The 16,240-nt window shown below is 72.7% G+C and carries 14 protein-coding genes and 1 pseudogene; 12 read left to right on the top strand and 3 right to left on the bottom strand.

Going from position 1 to position 16,240, the window contains the following annotated elements; genetic code table 11:
• Positions 1–49: 49 nt before the first annotated feature.
• On the bottom strand, positions 50–1,708 hold the full coding sequence (locus tag B0E53_RS20780) for an FAD-binding dehydrogenase (RefSeq protein ID WP_107077593.1): 1,659 nt from the start codon (positions 1,706–1,708) through the stop codon (positions 50–52).
• A gap of 96 nt (positions 1,709–1,804) precedes the next feature.
• On the opposite strand from B0E53_RS20780, the gene B0E53_RS20775 reads away from it, so the two are divergent.
• Positions 1,805–2,992, top strand: coding sequence for a helix-turn-helix domain-containing protein (locus B0E53_RS20775; protein WP_107077592.1), 1,188 nt, complete (start codon positions 1,805–1,807; stop codon positions 2,990–2,992).
• A 67-nt stretch (positions 2,993–3,059) separates the two neighbouring features.
• Complete coding sequence (locus tag B0E53_RS20770) at positions 3,060–3,440, top strand: YccF domain-containing protein (RefSeq protein WP_107077591.1); 381 nt, start codon at positions 3,060–3,062, stop codon at positions 3,438–3,440.
• Positions 3,441–3,453: 13 nt separating this feature from the next.
• On the opposite strand, the gene B0E53_RS20765 is transcribed toward B0E53_RS20770, so the two are convergent.
• Together B0E53_RS20765 and B0E53_RS20760 are read right to left on the bottom strand one after the other, a co-directional pair.
• Complete coding sequence (locus tag B0E53_RS20765) at positions 3,454–4,599, bottom strand: DUF6596 domain-containing protein (RefSeq protein WP_107077590.1); 1,146 nt, start codon at positions 4,597–4,599, stop codon at positions 3,454–3,456.
• 6 nt (positions 4,600–4,605) lie between these two features.
• Positions 4,606–5,013, bottom strand: coding sequence for a YciI family protein (locus tag B0E53_RS20760; protein ID WP_107077596.1), 408 nt, complete (start codon positions 5,011–5,013; stop codon positions 4,606–4,608).
• A 273-nt stretch (positions 5,014–5,286) separates the two neighbouring features.
• Between B0E53_RS20760 and B0E53_RS20755 the strand changes: the two genes are divergently transcribed.
• The 10 genes and pseudogenes from B0E53_RS20755 (at position 5,287) to B0E53_RS40410 (ending at position 16,138) form a co-directional block, all read left to right on the top strand.
• Entirely contained in the window at positions 5,287–6,018 is a 732-nt protein-coding gene (locus B0E53_RS20755) for an FkbM family methyltransferase (RefSeq protein WP_168215379.1), read from the top strand.
• A 260-nt stretch (positions 6,019–6,278) separates the two neighbouring features.
• Complete coding sequence (locus B0E53_RS20750; RefSeq protein WP_107077588.1) at positions 6,279–7,280, top strand: LacI family DNA-binding transcriptional regulator; 1,002 nt, start codon at positions 6,279–6,281, stop codon at positions 7,278–7,280.
• Between the two features lie 122 nt (positions 7,281–7,402).
• Positions 7,403–9,079, top strand: a complete 1,677-nt coding sequence (locus B0E53_RS20745) for an ABC transporter substrate-binding protein (RefSeq protein ID WP_107077587.1) — start codon at positions 7,403–7,405, stop codon at positions 9,077–9,079.
• A 70-nt stretch (positions 9,080–9,149) separates the two neighbouring features.
• Positions 9,150–10,316 (top strand): ABC transporter ATP-binding protein, encoded by a 1,167-nt coding sequence (locus tag B0E53_RS20740; protein WP_107077586.1) that lies wholly within the window; start codon positions 9,150–9,152, stop codon positions 10,314–10,316.
• The gene (locus B0E53_RS20735; RefSeq protein ID WP_107077585.1) at positions 10,313–11,290 is read left to right on the top strand and encodes an ABC transporter permease; all 978 of its coding nucleotides are present in this window, start codon (positions 10,313–10,315) and stop codon (positions 11,288–11,290) included. The genes B0E53_RS20740 and B0E53_RS20735 overlap by 4 nt, the downstream gene beginning before the upstream one ends.
• A 3-nt stretch (positions 11,291–11,293) precedes the next feature.
• Positions 11,294–12,328, top strand: a complete 1,035-nt coding sequence (locus B0E53_RS20730; RefSeq protein ID WP_210406156.1) for an ABC transporter permease — start codon at positions 11,294–11,296, stop codon at positions 12,326–12,328.
• Positions 12,325–13,332, top strand: a complete 1,008-nt coding sequence (locus B0E53_RS20725; RefSeq protein WP_107077584.1) for an ABC transporter ATP-binding protein — start codon at positions 12,325–12,327, stop codon at positions 13,330–13,332. Before B0E53_RS20730 ends, B0E53_RS20725 begins: the two co-directional genes overlap by 4 nt.
• A gap of 44 nt (positions 13,333–13,376) precedes the next feature.
• A complete protein-coding gene (locus B0E53_RS20720) occupies positions 13,377–14,840 on the top strand; it encodes a GH1 family beta-glucosidase (RefSeq protein ID WP_246835517.1) in 1,464 nt (487 codons plus the stop codon).
• A 735-nt stretch (positions 14,841–15,575) separates the two neighbouring features.
• Positions 15,576–15,659, top strand: a pseudogene (locus B0E53_RS40415) (glycoside hydrolase family 30 beta sandwich domain-containing protein); the annotation flags it as partial.
• 5 nt (positions 15,660–15,664) lie between these two features.
• On the top strand, positions 15,665–16,138 hold the full coding sequence (locus tag B0E53_RS40410) for a lectin (RefSeq protein WP_348639669.1): 474 nt from the start codon (positions 15,665–15,667) through the stop codon (positions 16,136–16,138).
• Positions 16,139–16,240 lie beyond the last annotated feature (102 nt).

The raw sequence follows: 16,240 nt of genomic DNA, 5'->3' as shown, positions 1-16,240 counted from the left end.
GCCCGCCGGCGTCCGGGCCAACCGACGGCGGGCCGCCGGGCAGTGAGCGCTACCCGACGGCCGCTGCGGCGGCCCGGCCGGCGGTGCGGCCGGAGAAGAGGCAACCGCCCAGGAAGGTGCCCTCCAGGGCGTTGTAACCGTGCATGCCGCCGCCCCCGAAGCCGGCGACCTCGCCGGCGGCGTACACCCCGGCGAGGGGCTCGCCGTCGGTGCGCAGCACCCGGCCGGACAGGTCGGTGTGCAGGCCGCCGAGGGTCTTGCGGGTCAGCACGTGCAGCTGCACGGCGATCAGCGGACCGGCGGCCGGGTCGAGCAGCCGGTGCGGGGTGGCGACCCGGATCAGCCGGTCGCCCCGGTAGCGGCGGGCGCCGCGGATGGCGTGCAGCTGGGCGTCCTTGCCGAACGGGTGGGCGATCTCCCGGTCCCGGGCCTCGACGACCCGGCGCAGCGCCAGGGCGTCGAGCTGCGGCCCGCCGCTCTCGGCGGCCAGCTTGTTCATCCCGTCGACCAGCTCCGGCAGGCCCTCGGCGACGACGAAGTCCGCGCCGTGCCGCTTGAACGCCTCCACCGGCCCGGGCGCGCCGGGTCGGACCCGCTGGAGCACCTGCCGCACGCTGCGGTTGGTCAGGTCCGGGTTCTGCTCGGAGCCCGACAGCGCGAACTCCTTCTCCAGGATCTTCTGGGTGAGCACGAACCAGCTGTAGTCGTGCCCGGTGGCCCGCAGGTGACGCAGGGTGGCGAGGGTGTCGAAGCCGGGGAAGAGCGGCGCGGGCAGCCGCTCGCCGGTCGCGTCGAGCCAGAGCGAGGACGGTCCGGGCAGGATCCGGATGCCGTGCCCCGGCCAGACCGGGTCCCAGTTGCGCAGCCCCTCGGTGTAGTGCCACATCCGGTCGGGATTGATCACCTGGCCGCCGGCCGTCTCGGTGACGGCCAGCATGCGCCCGTCGACGTACGCGGGCACCCCGGTGACCATCCGGGCCGGCGGGGTGCCGAGCCGCGCCGGCCAGGCCCGCCGGACGAGGTCGTGGTCGCCGCCGATCCCGCCCGAGGTGACGATCACGGCCTGCGCCCCGTACGCGAAGTCGCCGACCACCGTCCGGGAGGTGGGTCGGCCGCGCGGGGCGTCGTCGGGGGCGAGCACCGCGCCCCGCACGCCGGTGACCACGCCACCGCTGGTGACCAGTTCGTCGACCCGGTGCCGGAACAGCAGCCGGATCCGGCCCTGCTCGGCGGCGGCGCGGACCCGCCGGGCGAACGGCTCGACCACGCCGGGGCCGGTGCCCCAGGTGACGTGGAACCGGGGCACCGAGTTACCGTGCCCGTGCGCCGCTCCCCCGCCCCGCTCGGCCCAGCTCACCACCGGGAAGACCCGGTGGCCCATGCCCCGCAGCCAGGCCCGCTTCTCGCCGGCCGCGAAGTGCACGTACGCCTCCGCCCACCGGCGCGGCCAGTGGTCCTCGGGACGGTCGAAGGCGGCGCTGCCGGTCCAGTCCTGCCAGGCCAGCTCCACCGAGTCCCGGATGCCCATCCGCCGCTGCTCCGGCGAGTCGACCAGGAACAGCCCGCCGAACGACCACCACGCCTGCCCGCCGAGGTTCTGCTCCGGCTCCTGGTCCAGCAGCAGCACCCGGCGGCCGGCATCAGCGGCCTCGGCGGCGGCGACCAGCCCGGCAAGGCCCGCGCCGACCACGATCACATCGGTATCCACGGCACCGACCGTACGTAGCCGGATGCCAAAATCCTTGCTCGGGGCGTGCGAGATCCGCCACCTCGTTTGTCACCGCGATGACAAAAGGAGCCGACGATGGCCGACACGCTGCTCGACATCGAGCCCGGCCTGGCCCACCTCGCGCCGGCGGTCGGCGAGCAGCTACGCGGCCTGCGCGCCCCGCTGCACGGGCGGATCCTGGAGACCGTCCGCGCCGCCATGCGGGCGCAGGGCCGCTCGCTCACCGGCGGGCAGGGGCGCGGGCTGGCCCTCGGCGTGCGTACCGCCGTGGACGCCTTCGTCGACGCGGTCGCCGAGCCGGCCCGCGACCTGGCCGCCACCCGGGCGGTCTTCCACGCGCTGGGCCGCACCGAGTACCGGGAGGGGCACCAGGTCGACGCGCTGCGCGCCGTGCTCACCCTCGGCGGCCGCGAGATGTGGGCGTTCCTGGTCGCGCACACCACGGCCGCCGGTCCCGCCCCCGCCGACCTGTACGTGGTCGCCGGCGCGCTCTTCGGCTACGTCGACGCGCTGGCCGGCGCCGCCGCCGAGGGTTACCTGGACGAGCAGCGCGATGCCGCGCAGGACTGGGCCACCACCCGGCGGCGGCTGATCACCCTGCTCGTGCAGCCGGAACCGCCGGCCGAGGCCGCGCTGCGCGCCGCCGCCGACGCCGCCGGCTGGCCGCTGCCCCGGACCGTCGCCGTGCTCAGCGTCGACGGCGGCGACGCCGAACACCTGGGGCGCACCATCGGCGGCGGCGCGATCGCCACGGTCATCGACGACGTGGTACGGATCGTGCTGCCCGACCCGGGCACCCCGGGGCGGCTCGACCGGGCCCGCCAGGCTCTCGCCGGGCGGCGGGCGGCGCTCGGGCCGAGCGTGGCGCTGGGCCGGGCCCGGCTGTCGTACCGGATCTCCGGACGGGCCCTGGCGCTGCGCCGGGAGGGCGTCCTGCCGGCCGACCCGGTGACCGGGGACGAGCAGCTGCTCACCCTGCTGCTGCGCTGGGAACCGGGGCTGGCCGACCACCTCGCCGACCCCTGCCTCGCCCCGCTGGCCGGCCTGCGGCCGGCCGCCCGCCGAGCCCTGGCCGAGACGCTGCACGGCTGGCTGCGCCGGCAGGGGCAGGTGGTCGCCGTGGCCGAGGACCTGCACACCCACCCGCAGACCGTGCGCTACCGGATGCGCCGGCTGCGGGAGCTGTTCGGCGCGGCCCTCGACGACCCCGACCGGCGGCTGGTGCTCCACCTCGCCCTGCGCCACCGGCTCGACGGCGGGTAGGGGCGGCGGCGCCCGGGCGAGGCCGCCGCCGCGGGGTGACCTTGCGGGCGGTGGCCACCATGGGAGTGTGCTTCGCTTCCTGTTGAACGTCTTGTGGCTCGTCTTCGGCGGTGGTTTCGTCCTGGCGCTGGGCTACGGCGTCGCCGCCCTGATCTGCTTCGCGCTCGTGATCACCATCCCGTTCGGGGTGGCCTCGCTCCGCCTCGCCTCGTACGCGCTGTGGCCCTTCGGCCGCACCCTCGTGCCGAAGCCCGGCGCCGGGGTCGCCTCCGGGCTGGCCAACGTGCTGTGGGTGCTGCTGGCCGGCTGGTGGTTGGCCCTGTCCCACATCCTCGCCGGCGTCGCGCTGTGCGTGACGATCATCGGCATCCCGTTCGGGGTGGCCAACTTCAAGCTCGTCCCCGCCGCGCTCTGGCCGCTCGGCCAGGAGGTCGTCGAAACGCCGTGAGCAGCCCACGCCGCTAACCGCGCAGCCGCGCGTTGAGTCGTGCGGCCTGCCGGGTGAGGTGGTCGCGTTCGGCGAGGCTGGGCGCCGACCGGGCAGCTTCGGCGTAGAGCCGTGCCGCCGCCACGAGGTCGCCGTCACGCTCCCTGAGGTAGGCGGCGACGGCGGCGTGCCGGGGCAGGCCCGGGTCGAGCCTCGCCAGAGCGGCCAGCCCTGCCCGAGGACCGTCGGCCTCGCCGACGGCGACGGCCCGGTTGAGGCGGGCCACCGGGCTGTCGGTGAGGCGCACCAGCTCGTCGTACCACTCGACGATCTGCACCCAGTCGGTCTCCTCGACCGTCCGGGCGTCGGCGTGCAACGCCGCGATGGCGGCCTGGGCCTGGAACTCGCCCAGGCGGTCGCGGGCGAGGGCTCTCTGGAGCACGTCGACGCCCTCGGCGATCAGGCCGGTGTCCCACCGGCCGCGGTCCTGCTCGGCCAGCGGCACGAGCCGGCCGTCGGGGCCGGTCCGTGCCGCACGCCGGGCATGGTGCAGCAGCATGAGCGCGAGCAGGCCCGCGACCTCCTCGTGGTCGGTCCTGGCCGCCAGCTGGCGAGTGAGCCGGATCGCCTCGGCGGCGAGGTCCACGTCGCCGGAGTAGCCCTCGTTGAAGACGAGGTAGAGCACGCGCAGCACTGTGGCGACGTCACCGGGCTCGTTGAACCGGACGCCCGAGACGGTCCGCTTGGCCCTGCTGATCCGCTGGGCCATGGTCGCCTCCGGCACGAGGTAGGCCTGCGCGATCTGACGGGTGGTCAGGCCGCCGACCGCGCGCAGGGTCAGCGCGACCGCCGAAGCTGGTGTCAGGGACGGGTGCGCGCACAGGAAGTACAGCTGGAGCGTGTCGTCCGCCACCTCGCTCGGGCCGGGCGCCGGCTCCACCTCGACGCGCACCTCGCGCCGACGCCGGGAGGCGTCGGCGCGGGCGGCGTCGAGGAACTTGCGCCAGGCCACGGCGACCAGCCAGCCCTTGGGGTCCCGCGGCGGGTCGTCCGGCCACGCGCGCACGGCCTCGACCAGGGCGTCCTGGACGGCATCCTCGGCCGCCGCGAAGTCAGCTCCGCGACGGACGAGGACCCCGATCACGGTGGGCGTGAGGGTCCGCAGCAGGACCTCGTCCACCGTGCGTCACTCCGTGACGGTCGCGTGCGCCGTCAGGAAGGGGCGCACCTCGAGCCATTCGTGGATCGGCTTCCCGCCGGCGCCCGGAGCCGCGGACAACTCGCCGGCCAGCTCGATCGCCCGCTCGTACGTGTCGACGTCGATCACCATCCAGCCGGCGATCAGGTCCTTGGTCTCCGCGAACGGGCCATCGGTGACCGGCGGCCGCCCCTCGCCGTCGTAGCGGACGAACGTGCCCTCCGGGGAGAGCGCCTGACCGTCAACGAACTCGCCGGTGCCCTCCAGCCGGTCGGCGAAGTCCTGCATGTACCGCAGGTGCGCCGAGACCTCCTCCGGCGTCCACTGGTCCATCGGCACGTCGTTGACCGCCGCCGGCGCGCCGCGGTAGTGCTTCAGCAGCAGGTACTTGGCCATCATGTTCTCCTCGATGCGGTACGGCCCGTCGTGGCCGTGTTCACCGCGGGGACGGAGCCGCGTCCGGGTTCTCGACATCCCACCACGAAATTTTTTGGGAGACATCAGCAGGCGAGGTTGCGCACCGCACTCCCCCTACGGCGTCCTAGGAGGCTGGCTGAGGGCGAGGGGGCGGGTCACCCGAAAGGGGCTCACGAAAGGCCGGGCGCCGCTACGGTCGGAGTGGTGGGCGGTCATAGCGGGGTGATCGAGGCACTCAAGGCAGATCCCACGATGTCGGGCCTACGCCGCTCCCTGGAGGCGTACTACGGCGACCCGGCCCGCGAGGCGGCGATGGACGCGTTCTACGCCCCCCTGGTCCGCCCGGACGACCTGGTCTTCGACCTGGGCGCGCACGTGGGCGACCGGCTCGGCAGCTTCCGGCGGCTGGGCGCCCGGGTGGTGGCCGTCGAGCCGCAGCCGCTCTGCACCCGGGCCCTGCGCGCCCTGTACGCGGGGGACGACGGGGTGACCGTGGTGGAGGCGGCGTGCGGAGCGCGTACCGGGCCGGTGCGGCTGCACGTGAACTCGGCCAACCCCACGATCTCGACCGCGTCGGCGGGGTTCCTGCGCGCTGCCGACGGAGCCGGCGGCTGGGCGCACGAGGTCTGGGACGCCGAGATCGAGGTGGCCGGCACGACGCTGGACACCCTGATCGCGGCGCACGGCGTGCCGGCCTTCGTGAAGATCGACGTAGAGGGCTTCGAGGACGCCGTGCTGGCCGGGTTGAGCCGGCCACTGCCGGCACTGTCGTTCGAGTTCACCACCATCGCCCGGGACCTGGCCGAGCGCTGCCTGGACCGGCTCACCGGGCTGGGCTTCACCGGGTTCACCGTCGCGCTCGGCGACGAGATGGCGTTCGCCCTGCCCGGGTGGCGGCCGGCGGGCGAGGTGGCGGCGTACCTGCGGGGGCTGCCGTACGAGGCGAACTCGGGCGACGTCTACGCCCGCACCCCGCCGGCCTGACCCCACCGGCGGTTCGGTCATCGGCACACGGTAGGCGCCCGTCCGATCCGTGAGCGAACGGGTCCCTCACTTGTCGACGCTGCTCATACCCCCGATCGCCGCGCTGTCCAGAGGCACTTTTTTCAGGTTTCGAACTTAGCCATTTTTCGTTACCTGCCTGTTATTGACGTGACCGTCGCCACTTCGGTTGACTGCGACGGAACCGCTTCCGCAACCGGTTCCGAAACGTCCGCCTCACCCCTGCGACCCGGGAGCGTCACGTGCCGATCACCATCGCCGACGTCGCCACCCGGGCCGGCGTGAGCAAGACGACGGTCTCCCGGGTGCTCAACGGCAAGGGCGAGGTGCACGTCCGCACCGCCGACCGGGTCCGCGCCGTCATCAACGCCCTCGGCTACGTGCCGAGCGCCCGCGCGGTCGGCCTGGCCCGCGGGCGTACCCGGGTGGTCGGCATGCTGGTGCCCGCTCTGACCTGGCCCTGGATGGGCGAGGTGCTCCAGGGCGCGGCCGACGTGGTCGAGGCCGAGGGGTACGGGATGCTGCTGTTCACCTGCACCCACGGCGACGAGTCGATGCGGCGGTTCGCCTCCCAGGTCTCCGCGAAGTCCTTCGACGGCCTGCTCGTGGTCGAGCCGGAGGGCACACTCGACTACATCACCGAGCTGCACGAGCGTGGCCTGCCGGTCATCCTCATCGACGACCGCGGCCACCAGCCGGGCTTCCCGTCGGTCCGTACCACCAACGAGTCCGGCGCGCGGGCCGCCGCGGCGCACCTGCTGGCGCACGGGCGGAAACGGCCGCTGGTCGTCACCGGCCTGCGCCGCTTCGGCTGTACCCGGGAACGGCTCGCCGGCTTCGCGGACGGCTACGCCGACGCCGGCCTGCCCATCGAACCCGCCCTCGTCGTGGAGGGTGACTTCACCTTCGAGTGCGGGCGGGCCGCGGTGGAACGCCTGCTCGCCGACGGCGTGCCGTTCGACGCCGTCTTCGCCCACAACGACCTCTCGGCCGCCGGGGCGCTCCAGGCGCTGCGGGACGCCGGCCGGCGGGTCCCGGACGACGTGGCGGTGGTCGGCTTCGACGACCTGCCACTGGCCGGGCACACCCACCCACCGCTGAGCTCGGTGCGCCAGCCGTTGCGGGAGATGGGGGCTGCCGCCGCCCGCACCCTCATCGCCCACCTCGCCGGCACGCCGCTGCCCGACACCCCGACCGTCATTCCCACCAGTTTCACCGTCCGCGCCTCGACCAGCGCCACCTGATCTCTCCACCGCTGTATCCACCACCCGCACCGGCGGGCACCGCGCCCACCGGTGGTAACACCGCACACCCTCCATCCACCACATCCCGCTCGAGGATTGCGGGAGCACCGAGGGAGACCTCCATGAGAAGAAGGCAGCTCCTCGCCGTCGCGCTGGCCGGCGCGATGGCCACCGGCGTCGCCGCGTGCGGCGACAGCCCGAACGCCAACAAGAAGACCGGCCCGGCGGCCACGGTGCTGAACATCGGCATGCCGAACGGCCCGCAGGCCGAGAACAACAACCCGTTCCTCACCACGTCCGCGGCGGCCTCGCTGGGCTACCGGTGGCAGATCTTCGAGCCGCTGATGATGTGGAACCCGGTGAAGCCGGCCGACCCGTTCAAGCCCTGGCTGGCGACCAAGGCCGAGTGGTCGGCGGACTACACCTCGGTGAAGGTCACCGTCCGCGACAACGCCACCTGGTCGGACGGACAGAAGGTCACCGCCGAGGACGTCGCCTTCACCTACAACCTGGTCAAGAAGTACCCGGCGCTCAACGACCAGGGCGTGCCCTACACGAATGCGACCGCCAGCGGCAACGAGGTCACCATCAAGATGGCCAGCCCGCAGTTCGTGAACCAGCAGAAGGTGCTGTGGCGGGTGCCGATCGTGCCCAAGCACATCTGGGAGAAGATCAGTGACCCGACGACCGACGCCGTCAAGCAGCCGGTCGGCAGCGGCCCGTACACCCTGAAGTCCTTCACCCCGGCCAGCATGACCCTGACGGTGCGCGACAAGGGCTACTGGCAGGACCTGCCGAAGGTCAAGGAACTGCGCTACACCTCCTACACGGACAACAGCGCGCAGACCACCGCCCTGGCCAACGGCGAGTCGGAGTGGAGCTTCGTCTTCATCCCCAACTACCAGGCCGTCTTCGTGGCCAAGGACCAGGAGCACCACAAGGTGTGGGCGCCGGCGATCCTGGGCATCCACGGCCTCTACCTCAACACCACGAAGAAGCCGTTCGACGACCCGGCGCTGCGCCGCGCCATGAACATGGTCATCGACCGCGCCGACATCTTCACCACGGCGGAGGCCGGCTACTTCCACCCGCAGGTGAAGAGCGTGACCGGTCTGCCCAGCCCGGCCGGTGACTCGTTCGTCGCGCCGGATTTCAAGGGCCAGGAGCACAAGGTCGACGTCGACGGCGCCAAGGCACTGCTCACCGGCGCCGGCTACAAGCTCGAGGGCAACACCCTCAAGGACAAGAGCGGCAAGGCCGTCACGGTCAAGTTGACCGACCCGGCCGGGTGGTCCGACTACCAGACCAGCCTGGAGATCGTGAAGGACAACCTGTCGAAGATCGGAATCGCCGCGACGATCGACAAGGCCAACCAGGACGCCTGGTTCCGCAACGTCGAGCAGGGCAACTTCGAGGCGACCTTCCGGTGGACCGAGGGCGGCGCCACGCCGTACGACATCTACCGGACCATCATGGACGGCCGGCAGCTCAAGCCGATCGGCACCGCCTCCCCCGCGGGCAACTTCGGCCGCTTCAACAACAAGGAGGCGACCGACGCCCTGGTCGCCTACGCGAACGCCACCGACGAGGCGGCCCGCACCGCCGCCATGAACACGCTCCAGAAGATCTTCGTGGAGCAGATGCCGATGATCCCGGTCGGCGCGGACAACATCGGCGGCGCGTACAGCACGAAGAACTGGACCGGCTGGCCGGACGACTCGAACCCGTACGGCGCGATGCAGCCCACCCAGCCCAACGCACTGGACGTGGTCCTGCACCTCAAGCCCGCCAACGGCTGACCTCGCCCACCGCCTCCCCGGCCGGCTGCCGGCCGGGGAGGCGCACCCCCACGTGAGACAGGAACTCGGCATGACGTTGAGCGAGAGCGCGGCGGCGCCGGTCGACGAGGTGGTGCTGGAGGCGGTCGGCCTGACCAAGCACTTCCCCGTCCGCAGGCGGCTGCGTGACCCCTTCTCCCGGACGCCGGCCGTCGTGCACGCCGTCGACGACGTATCGTTCGCGCTGCGTCGCGGCCGGGTGACCGCGCTGGTCGGGGAATCCGGCTCCGGCAAGTCCACGGTGGCCCGGCTGCTGGCCCAGATCTACCCCCGCACCGCCGGCGACCTCCGCCTGCACGGCACGTCGACCAGGGTGCGCGGCGGCCGTCCGTTCCGGTCGTACGTGCGGCGGGTCCAACTGATCCTGCAGGACCCGTTCGCGTCGTTGAACCCGGTGCACACCGTCCGCTACCACCTCACCCGTTCGCTGCGGATCCACGGCAACGCCGGGCGCGGCGCCGAGGACCTGGAGCAGGCCCTCGGCAAGCTGCTCACCCGGGTCAGCCTCACTCCGCCCGAGCGCTATCTGGACGCCTTCCCGCACGAACTCTCCGGTGGCCAACGGCAGCGCGTCGCCATCGCCCGGGCGCTCGGCGCCGACCCGGAGGTGCTCCTCGCCGACGAGCCGGTCTCGATGCTCGACGTGTCGATCCGGCTCGGCGTGCTCAACCTGCTGCAGGACCTCAAGGACCGGCTGAACATCGCCATCCTCTACATCACGCACGACATCGCCTCGGCCCGCTACTTCGCCGACGAGACGATCGTGATGTACGCGGGCCGGATGGTCGAGTGCGGCGACAGCGAGACCGTCACCCAGAACCCGGCCCACCCGTACACCCGACTGCTCACCGATTCGGCGCCCGATCCCGAGCGCATCACCGGCGACGGCGCCGGCGTCGACACGGCCGCCGGGAAGGACCGCGGTCAGGGCGAGCCGCCGAGCCTGATCGCCCCGCCCGCCGGCTGCCGGTTCCACCCCCGCTGCCCGCACGCCATGCGGCGCTGCACGACCGACCTGCCGCCGCGCCTGGACATCGGCGACCGGCCCGGCCACTGGGCGGCCTGCTGGCTCTACGACCCGGCCACCGTCGCCGCCGACGCCCCCGGCTCCGCCGCGCCCGACGCCGACCCGGCCGTGCCACCGCCCCCGGCGGCGGTCGAGCGGGACGACACCGCCACCCTCGGGGAGGCACGATGAGATTCCTCCTGCAGCGCACGGCCTTCTACCTGTTCACGGCGTGGGCGGCCATCACGCTCAACTTCTTCATCCCGCGGCTGGTCCCGGGCGACCCGGTGCAGTCGCTCATCTCGCGCAACCAGGGCCGGATCAGCGCCGACGCCATCGAGTCGCTGCGCGTGCTGTTCGGGCTGGACGCGAACGAGAACGTCTGGGAGCAGTACCTCGACTACTGGGGTCAGCTCCTCCACGGTGACCTGGGCCTGTCGTTCACCTTCTTCCCGGCGCCGGTGTCGACGGTGATCGGCGACAGCCTGCCGTGGACGGTCGGCCTGGTCGGCATCACCACGATCATCAGCTTCCTGCTCGGCACCGCGCTCGGCGTCGGCGCCGGCTGGCGGCGCGGCTCCTGGGTCGACGGGCTGCTGCCGGCCACCACGTTCCTGTCCTCGATCCCGTACTTCTGGTTGGGCCTCGTCGCCATCGCGCTGTTCGCCGGGCCGGGGAGCTTCTTCCCGTCCTCGGGCGGCTACGAGCCGGGTCTCGTGCCGGCGTTCGACCAGTACTTCGTCCCGAGCGCGATCCAGCACAGCATCCTTCCCGCGGCGACCATCCTGGTCTCCTCGATGAGCGGGTGGATCCTCAGCATGCGGAACATGATGGTCACGGTCTCGTCGGAGGACTACATCACGGTCGCCCACGCGAAGGGGCTGTCGGAGCGCCGGGTGGCCCTCAGCTACGCGGCCCGCAACGCGCTGCTGCCCAACGTCTCGGGCTTCGCGCTGTCGCTCGGGTTCATCGTGGGCGGCACGCTGCTGGTGGAGATCGTCTTCTCCTACCCGGGTCTCGGGTACCAGCTCTTCCAGGCCGTCGGCGCCAAGGACTACCCGCTCATGCAGGGGATCTTCCTGATCATCACGATCTCCGTGCTGGTGGCGAACCTGCTCGCCGACGTCGCGTACCTGCTTCTCGACCCGCGGACCCGAAAGAGCTGAGCGATGACCATCTCACCGTCGAGCATCGAGCAGGTCATCCCCGGTCAGGGGGCGATGGCCCAGCCGTCGGCCGCGCCGGGCCGGGCGAAGCGGCGCCGGTTCCGGTTCGTCGCCAACGCCAAGGCCGCGACCGGCCTGGTCATCCTGGGCATCTACTGCCTCTTCGCGGTGATCGGGCCGTGGGTGGCGCCGTACGACCCGGACGCGCGCAGCGCCGACGTGCTCCAGGCGCCGTCGCTGCGGCACTGGTTCGGCACCACCCACCTCGGTCAGGACATCTTCAGCCAGATCCTGGTCGGCGCGCGCAGCGTCATGGTGGTGGGCCTGGTCGCCGGCGTGCTGGCGACGATCCTGTCCATCCTCATCGGCGTGACCGCCGGCTACATCGGCGGGGCGGCCGACGAGGGCCTGTCGGCGCTGTCCAACGTGTTCCTGGTCATCCCGGCGCTGCCGCTGATCATCATCGTGACGTCGATCGTCGAGCAGGCCAGCGACACGCTGGTGGCGCTCATCATCGGTCTCACCTCGTGGGCGTGGGGCGCCCGGGTGCTGCGCGCCCAGACGTTGTCGCTGCGGCGCCGCGACTACGTCGAGGCGGCCCGGGCGACCGGCGAGCGGACCTGGCGGATCATCCTCTTCGAGATCCTGCCGAACCTCACCGCGATCATCGCGTCCGGCTTCGTCGGCACGGTCATCTTCGCGGTCATGTCGGAGATCACCCTGGCCTTCATCGGCATCTCGTCGATCTCGTCCTGGAACTGGGGCACCATCCTGTTCTGGGCTCAGGGCCAGCAGGCCCTCGCGCAGGGCGCCTGGTGGTGGTTCGTCCCGGCCGGGCTGGCCATCGCGCTGCTCGGCACCGCCCTCGCCCTGATCAACTTCGGCATCGACGAGTTCGTCAGCCCCCGGCTGCGCAGCGCCGGCAAGACCCGGATCCGCACCGCCGACGGCCGCAGCGTACGGATGCGGGTCGGCTTCACCCCCGTGCTGGCCCCGGCCCGTCCGGTGCCGGCCCCCCGAGAGGAGGTCGCACCATGAGTGATCCGGTGCTGGAGATCCGCGGGCTGCGGGTCGACTACGGGCTCGGCGACGCGGCCGTGCACGCCGTCCGCGACGTCGACCTGACCCTGCACCGGGGCGAGGTGCTGGGGCTGGCCGGCGAGAGCGGCAGCGGCAAGTCCACCCTGGCGTACGGGCTGACGCGGTTGCTGCCGCCGCCCGGCGTGGTCAGCGGCGGCCAGGTGATCTACCACCCGGTCGACGGCCCGCCGGTGGACGTGCTGACGCTGAGCCCGGCGCAGCTGCGGCAGTTCCGCTGGGCGGAGACCTCGATCGTCTTCCAGGGCGCGATGAACTCGCTCAACCCGGTGCACAAGGTCTCCACCCAACTGCTCGACGTGATCAAGGCGCACGAGCCGAAGACCACGGCGGCGGGCCGGCTGGCCCGGGCCCGGGACCTGCTGCGTCTGGTCGGCATCGCCGCCGACCGGCTGGACAGCTACCCGCACCAGCTCTCCGGCGGTATGCGGCAGCGCGTGATGATCGCCATGGCGCTGGCCCTGGAGCCGCAGCTGGTCATCATGGACGAGCCGACGACCGCGCTGGACGTGGTGATGCAGCGGCAGATCCTCGGCCAGCTCGCCGAGCTGCGGGAGCGGCTGGGCTTCGCGGTGCTGTTCATCACCCACGACCTGTCGCTGCTGGTCGAGTTCTCCGACCGGATCGCCATCATGTACGGCGGCCGGATCGTCGAGGAGGCGCCCGCCGCGCAGCTGTACCGGCGGGCGCTGCACCCGTACACCGAGGGGTTGCTGCACTCCTTCCCGGCGCTGCGCGGCCCGCGGCGCGAGCTGACGGGCATCCCCGGCTCCCCGCCGGACCTGCGGGCCATGCCGGAGGGCTGCGCGTTCCACCCGCGGTGTCCGAAAGCGTTCGACCCGTGCGACAAGAAGGTGCCGGCGCTGGGCCCGCCCGGCGACGACGACCCGGGCCGGGCCGTCGCCTGCTGGCTGCACCCGGCCGCCACGCCGCTCCCCCGCTGACCCCCTTCCGTCCGACCGAACGACCCGCTACCGCGAGGAGAACCATGGACACCGACCTCACCCGCCCGACCACCGACGGCTCCAGGTCGCCGCGCGGCGTCAGTCACGCCGAGCTGGAGTCGTCGCACGGGCAGGCCGACCCGATCGGCACCCTCCCGCGGACCTTCCGGTGGGGGGTGGCGACCTCGTCGTACCAGATCGAGGGCGCGGTGGCCGAGGACGGCCGGACGCCGTCGATCTGGGACACCTTCTGCCGCGTCCCGGGCGCGGTGGCCAACGGCGACCACGGCGACGTGGCCTGCGACCACTACCACCGGATGCCGGAGGACGTCGCGCTCATCGCCGACCTGGGGCTGGACACGTACCGGTTCTCGGTGGCGTGGCCGCGGGTGCAGCCGGGCGGGCGCGGGCCGGCGAACCCGGCCGGGCTGGCCTTCTACGACCGCCTGGTGGACGAGCTGCTCGGCCGCGGGCTCGACCCGTGGGTGACGCTCTACCACTGGGACCTGCCGCAGGAGCTGGAGGACGCGGGCGGCTGGCCGAACCGGGACACCGCCTACCGCTTCGCCGACTACGCGGAGCTGGTCTTCGCCGCCCTCGGCGACCGGGTGAAGACCTGGACCACGCTGAACGAGCCGTGGTGCTCGGCGATGCTCGGGTACGCGTACGGCCTCCACGCCCCGGGCCGGCGCAACCTGGGTGACGGGATCGCCGCCGCGCACCACCTGCTGCTCGGTCACGGGCTGGCGGTGCAGCGGTTGCGCGCCGCGGCGGCCACCCCGATCGAGCTGGGCCTGACCGTCAACCTGTCCACCGCCGACCCGGCCACCGACAGCGCGGCCGACCGGGACGCGGCCCGGGCGGCCGACGGGCTCGGCAACCGGCTCTACCTGGACCCGGTGTTCCGGGGCGCCTACCCGCAGGACGTGGTGGCCGACCTGGCCGCCGAGGGGGTGCGCATCCCGGTCGAGGAGGGCGACCTGGCGGTCATCTCGTCGCCGATCGACGTGCTCGGGGTGAACTTCTACTTCGGGCAGGTGCACTCCGGCGTGGACGAGCAGGGCCGGGAGCGGGACGACGACGGCCGGCCGGTGCGCCGGGTCATCCGCCGGGACCTGCCGCGCACCGCGATGGACTGGGAGATCGTGCCGGAGTCCTTCACCGAGCTGCTGGTCCGGCTGCACCGCGACTACCCGGGCGTGCCCATGGTGATCACGGAGAACGGGGCGGCCTTCGGCGACGAGCCGGACGCCGACGGGTTCGTGGCCGACGACGACCGGGTGGCGTACCTGGCCGAGCACCTGCGGGCGGTGGCCCGGGCCCGGCAGGCCGGCGCCGACGTGCGCGGCTACTTCGCCTGGTCGCTGCTGGACAACTTCGAGTGGGCGTACGGCTACGACAAGCGGTTCGGCATCGTCCGGGTGGACTACGACACCCAGCGGCGCACGCCGAAGCGCAGCGCGCACTGGTACCGCGACACCGTCCGGCGGGTGCGCGGGGAGCGCTGATTCGCTGCTCAGCGTGGCCGCCCGGACGCGATCCGGGCGGCCACGTCGGCGTGCCCGCGAAAGCCTCGCGGGCACTTTTTTCATACCTTGACATAAGCGGTTGGGGACGATTCTCTCAGTCATGACCTTCGATCGAATCGGAAGGGAGCACCGGTGCCCCCCACCACCCCTCGGCTACCGCGTACCTGCTAAGCGGCGGGCCGGTGAGCGCGGCCACCCGGGACGAGGTGATGCGCAGGCTGTTCAGCCCCCTCACCACCAAGGTGCTGGTGCACGACTGGAACTACGGCGACTACAGCACCATCGGCTCCGGGCTGCTCGCCGACAGCGCGGTGCGCACCGACCCGCTCTTCGGCGGCATCGCCTGGCACGGCTACTGGGGTGACCCGGCGGTCGGCAGCCAGGTCCACGGCCAGTACCCGGCGGTGCCGCAGTTCAGCACCGAGCACTCCGGCGGCACCTGGATCGCCAACCAGCACAACGAGGACATGGCCGACATCGTGAACTACGCCCGGAACTGGAGCCGGAGCGTGGTGAAGTGGAGCCTCGCGGTCAACCAGTACATGGGCCCGCACAACGGCGGCTGCGGCACCTGCACCGGCCTGATCACCGTGCAGGAGGGCGGTGCCCGCGCCGGCCAGGTCGACTACACCATCGAGTACTACACGACCGGACACCTGACCAAGTTTCGTCCGGCCCGGGGCGCTGCGGATCGACTCCACCGCCAACGGCACCGTGCAGAACGTCGCGTACCGCAACCCGGACGGGTCCAAGGCGCTGCTCGCGCACAACGGCGGCAGCTCCGCCCAGTCGGTGAAGATGGTCTGGGGCGGGCGGTCCTTCACCTACACCCTGCCGGCCCGCACCACCGCCACGTTCACCTGGTCCGGCAGCCAGTCCGGCGGGGGCGGCACGCCGACCGGCCGATCACCGGCATCGGCGGCAAGTGCCTCGACGTCACCGACAACTCCAGCGCCGACGGCACGCCGGCACAGATCTGGAGCTGCACCGGCGGCGCGAACCAGCAGTGGACCCGGGCCGCCGACGGCACCCTCCGCTCGCTGGGCAAGTGCCTCGACGTGGCCGGAGGCGGCACCGCCGACGGCACCCGGGTGCAGTTGTGGACCTGCAACGGCAGCGCCGCCCAGCAATGGACCTGGACGGCCGGGCGGGACCTGGTGAACCCGCAGGCGAACAAGTGCCTAGACGTCACCGGCAACACCTCCGCCGACGGCACCAAGACGCAGATCTGGAGCTGCACCGGCGGCGCCAACCAGAAGTGGACGCTCCCGTCCTGAGCCGGAGCCGGGCCGGTGGCGCTCCCCGCCGCCGGCCCGGTCGCTCAGCGGGTCCGCGACCGGGGCCGCCGCACCGGCCGCGCCGGCGCCGGCACCACCCGG

It is taken from the genome of Micromonospora sp. MH33 (genome assembly GCF_003013775.1).
Taxonomy (GTDB): Bacteria; Actinomycetota; Actinomycetes; order Mycobacteriales; family Micromonosporaceae; genus Micromonospora; species Micromonospora fulviviridis.
This window is presented reverse-complemented; position numbering and strand designations above follow the sequence as displayed.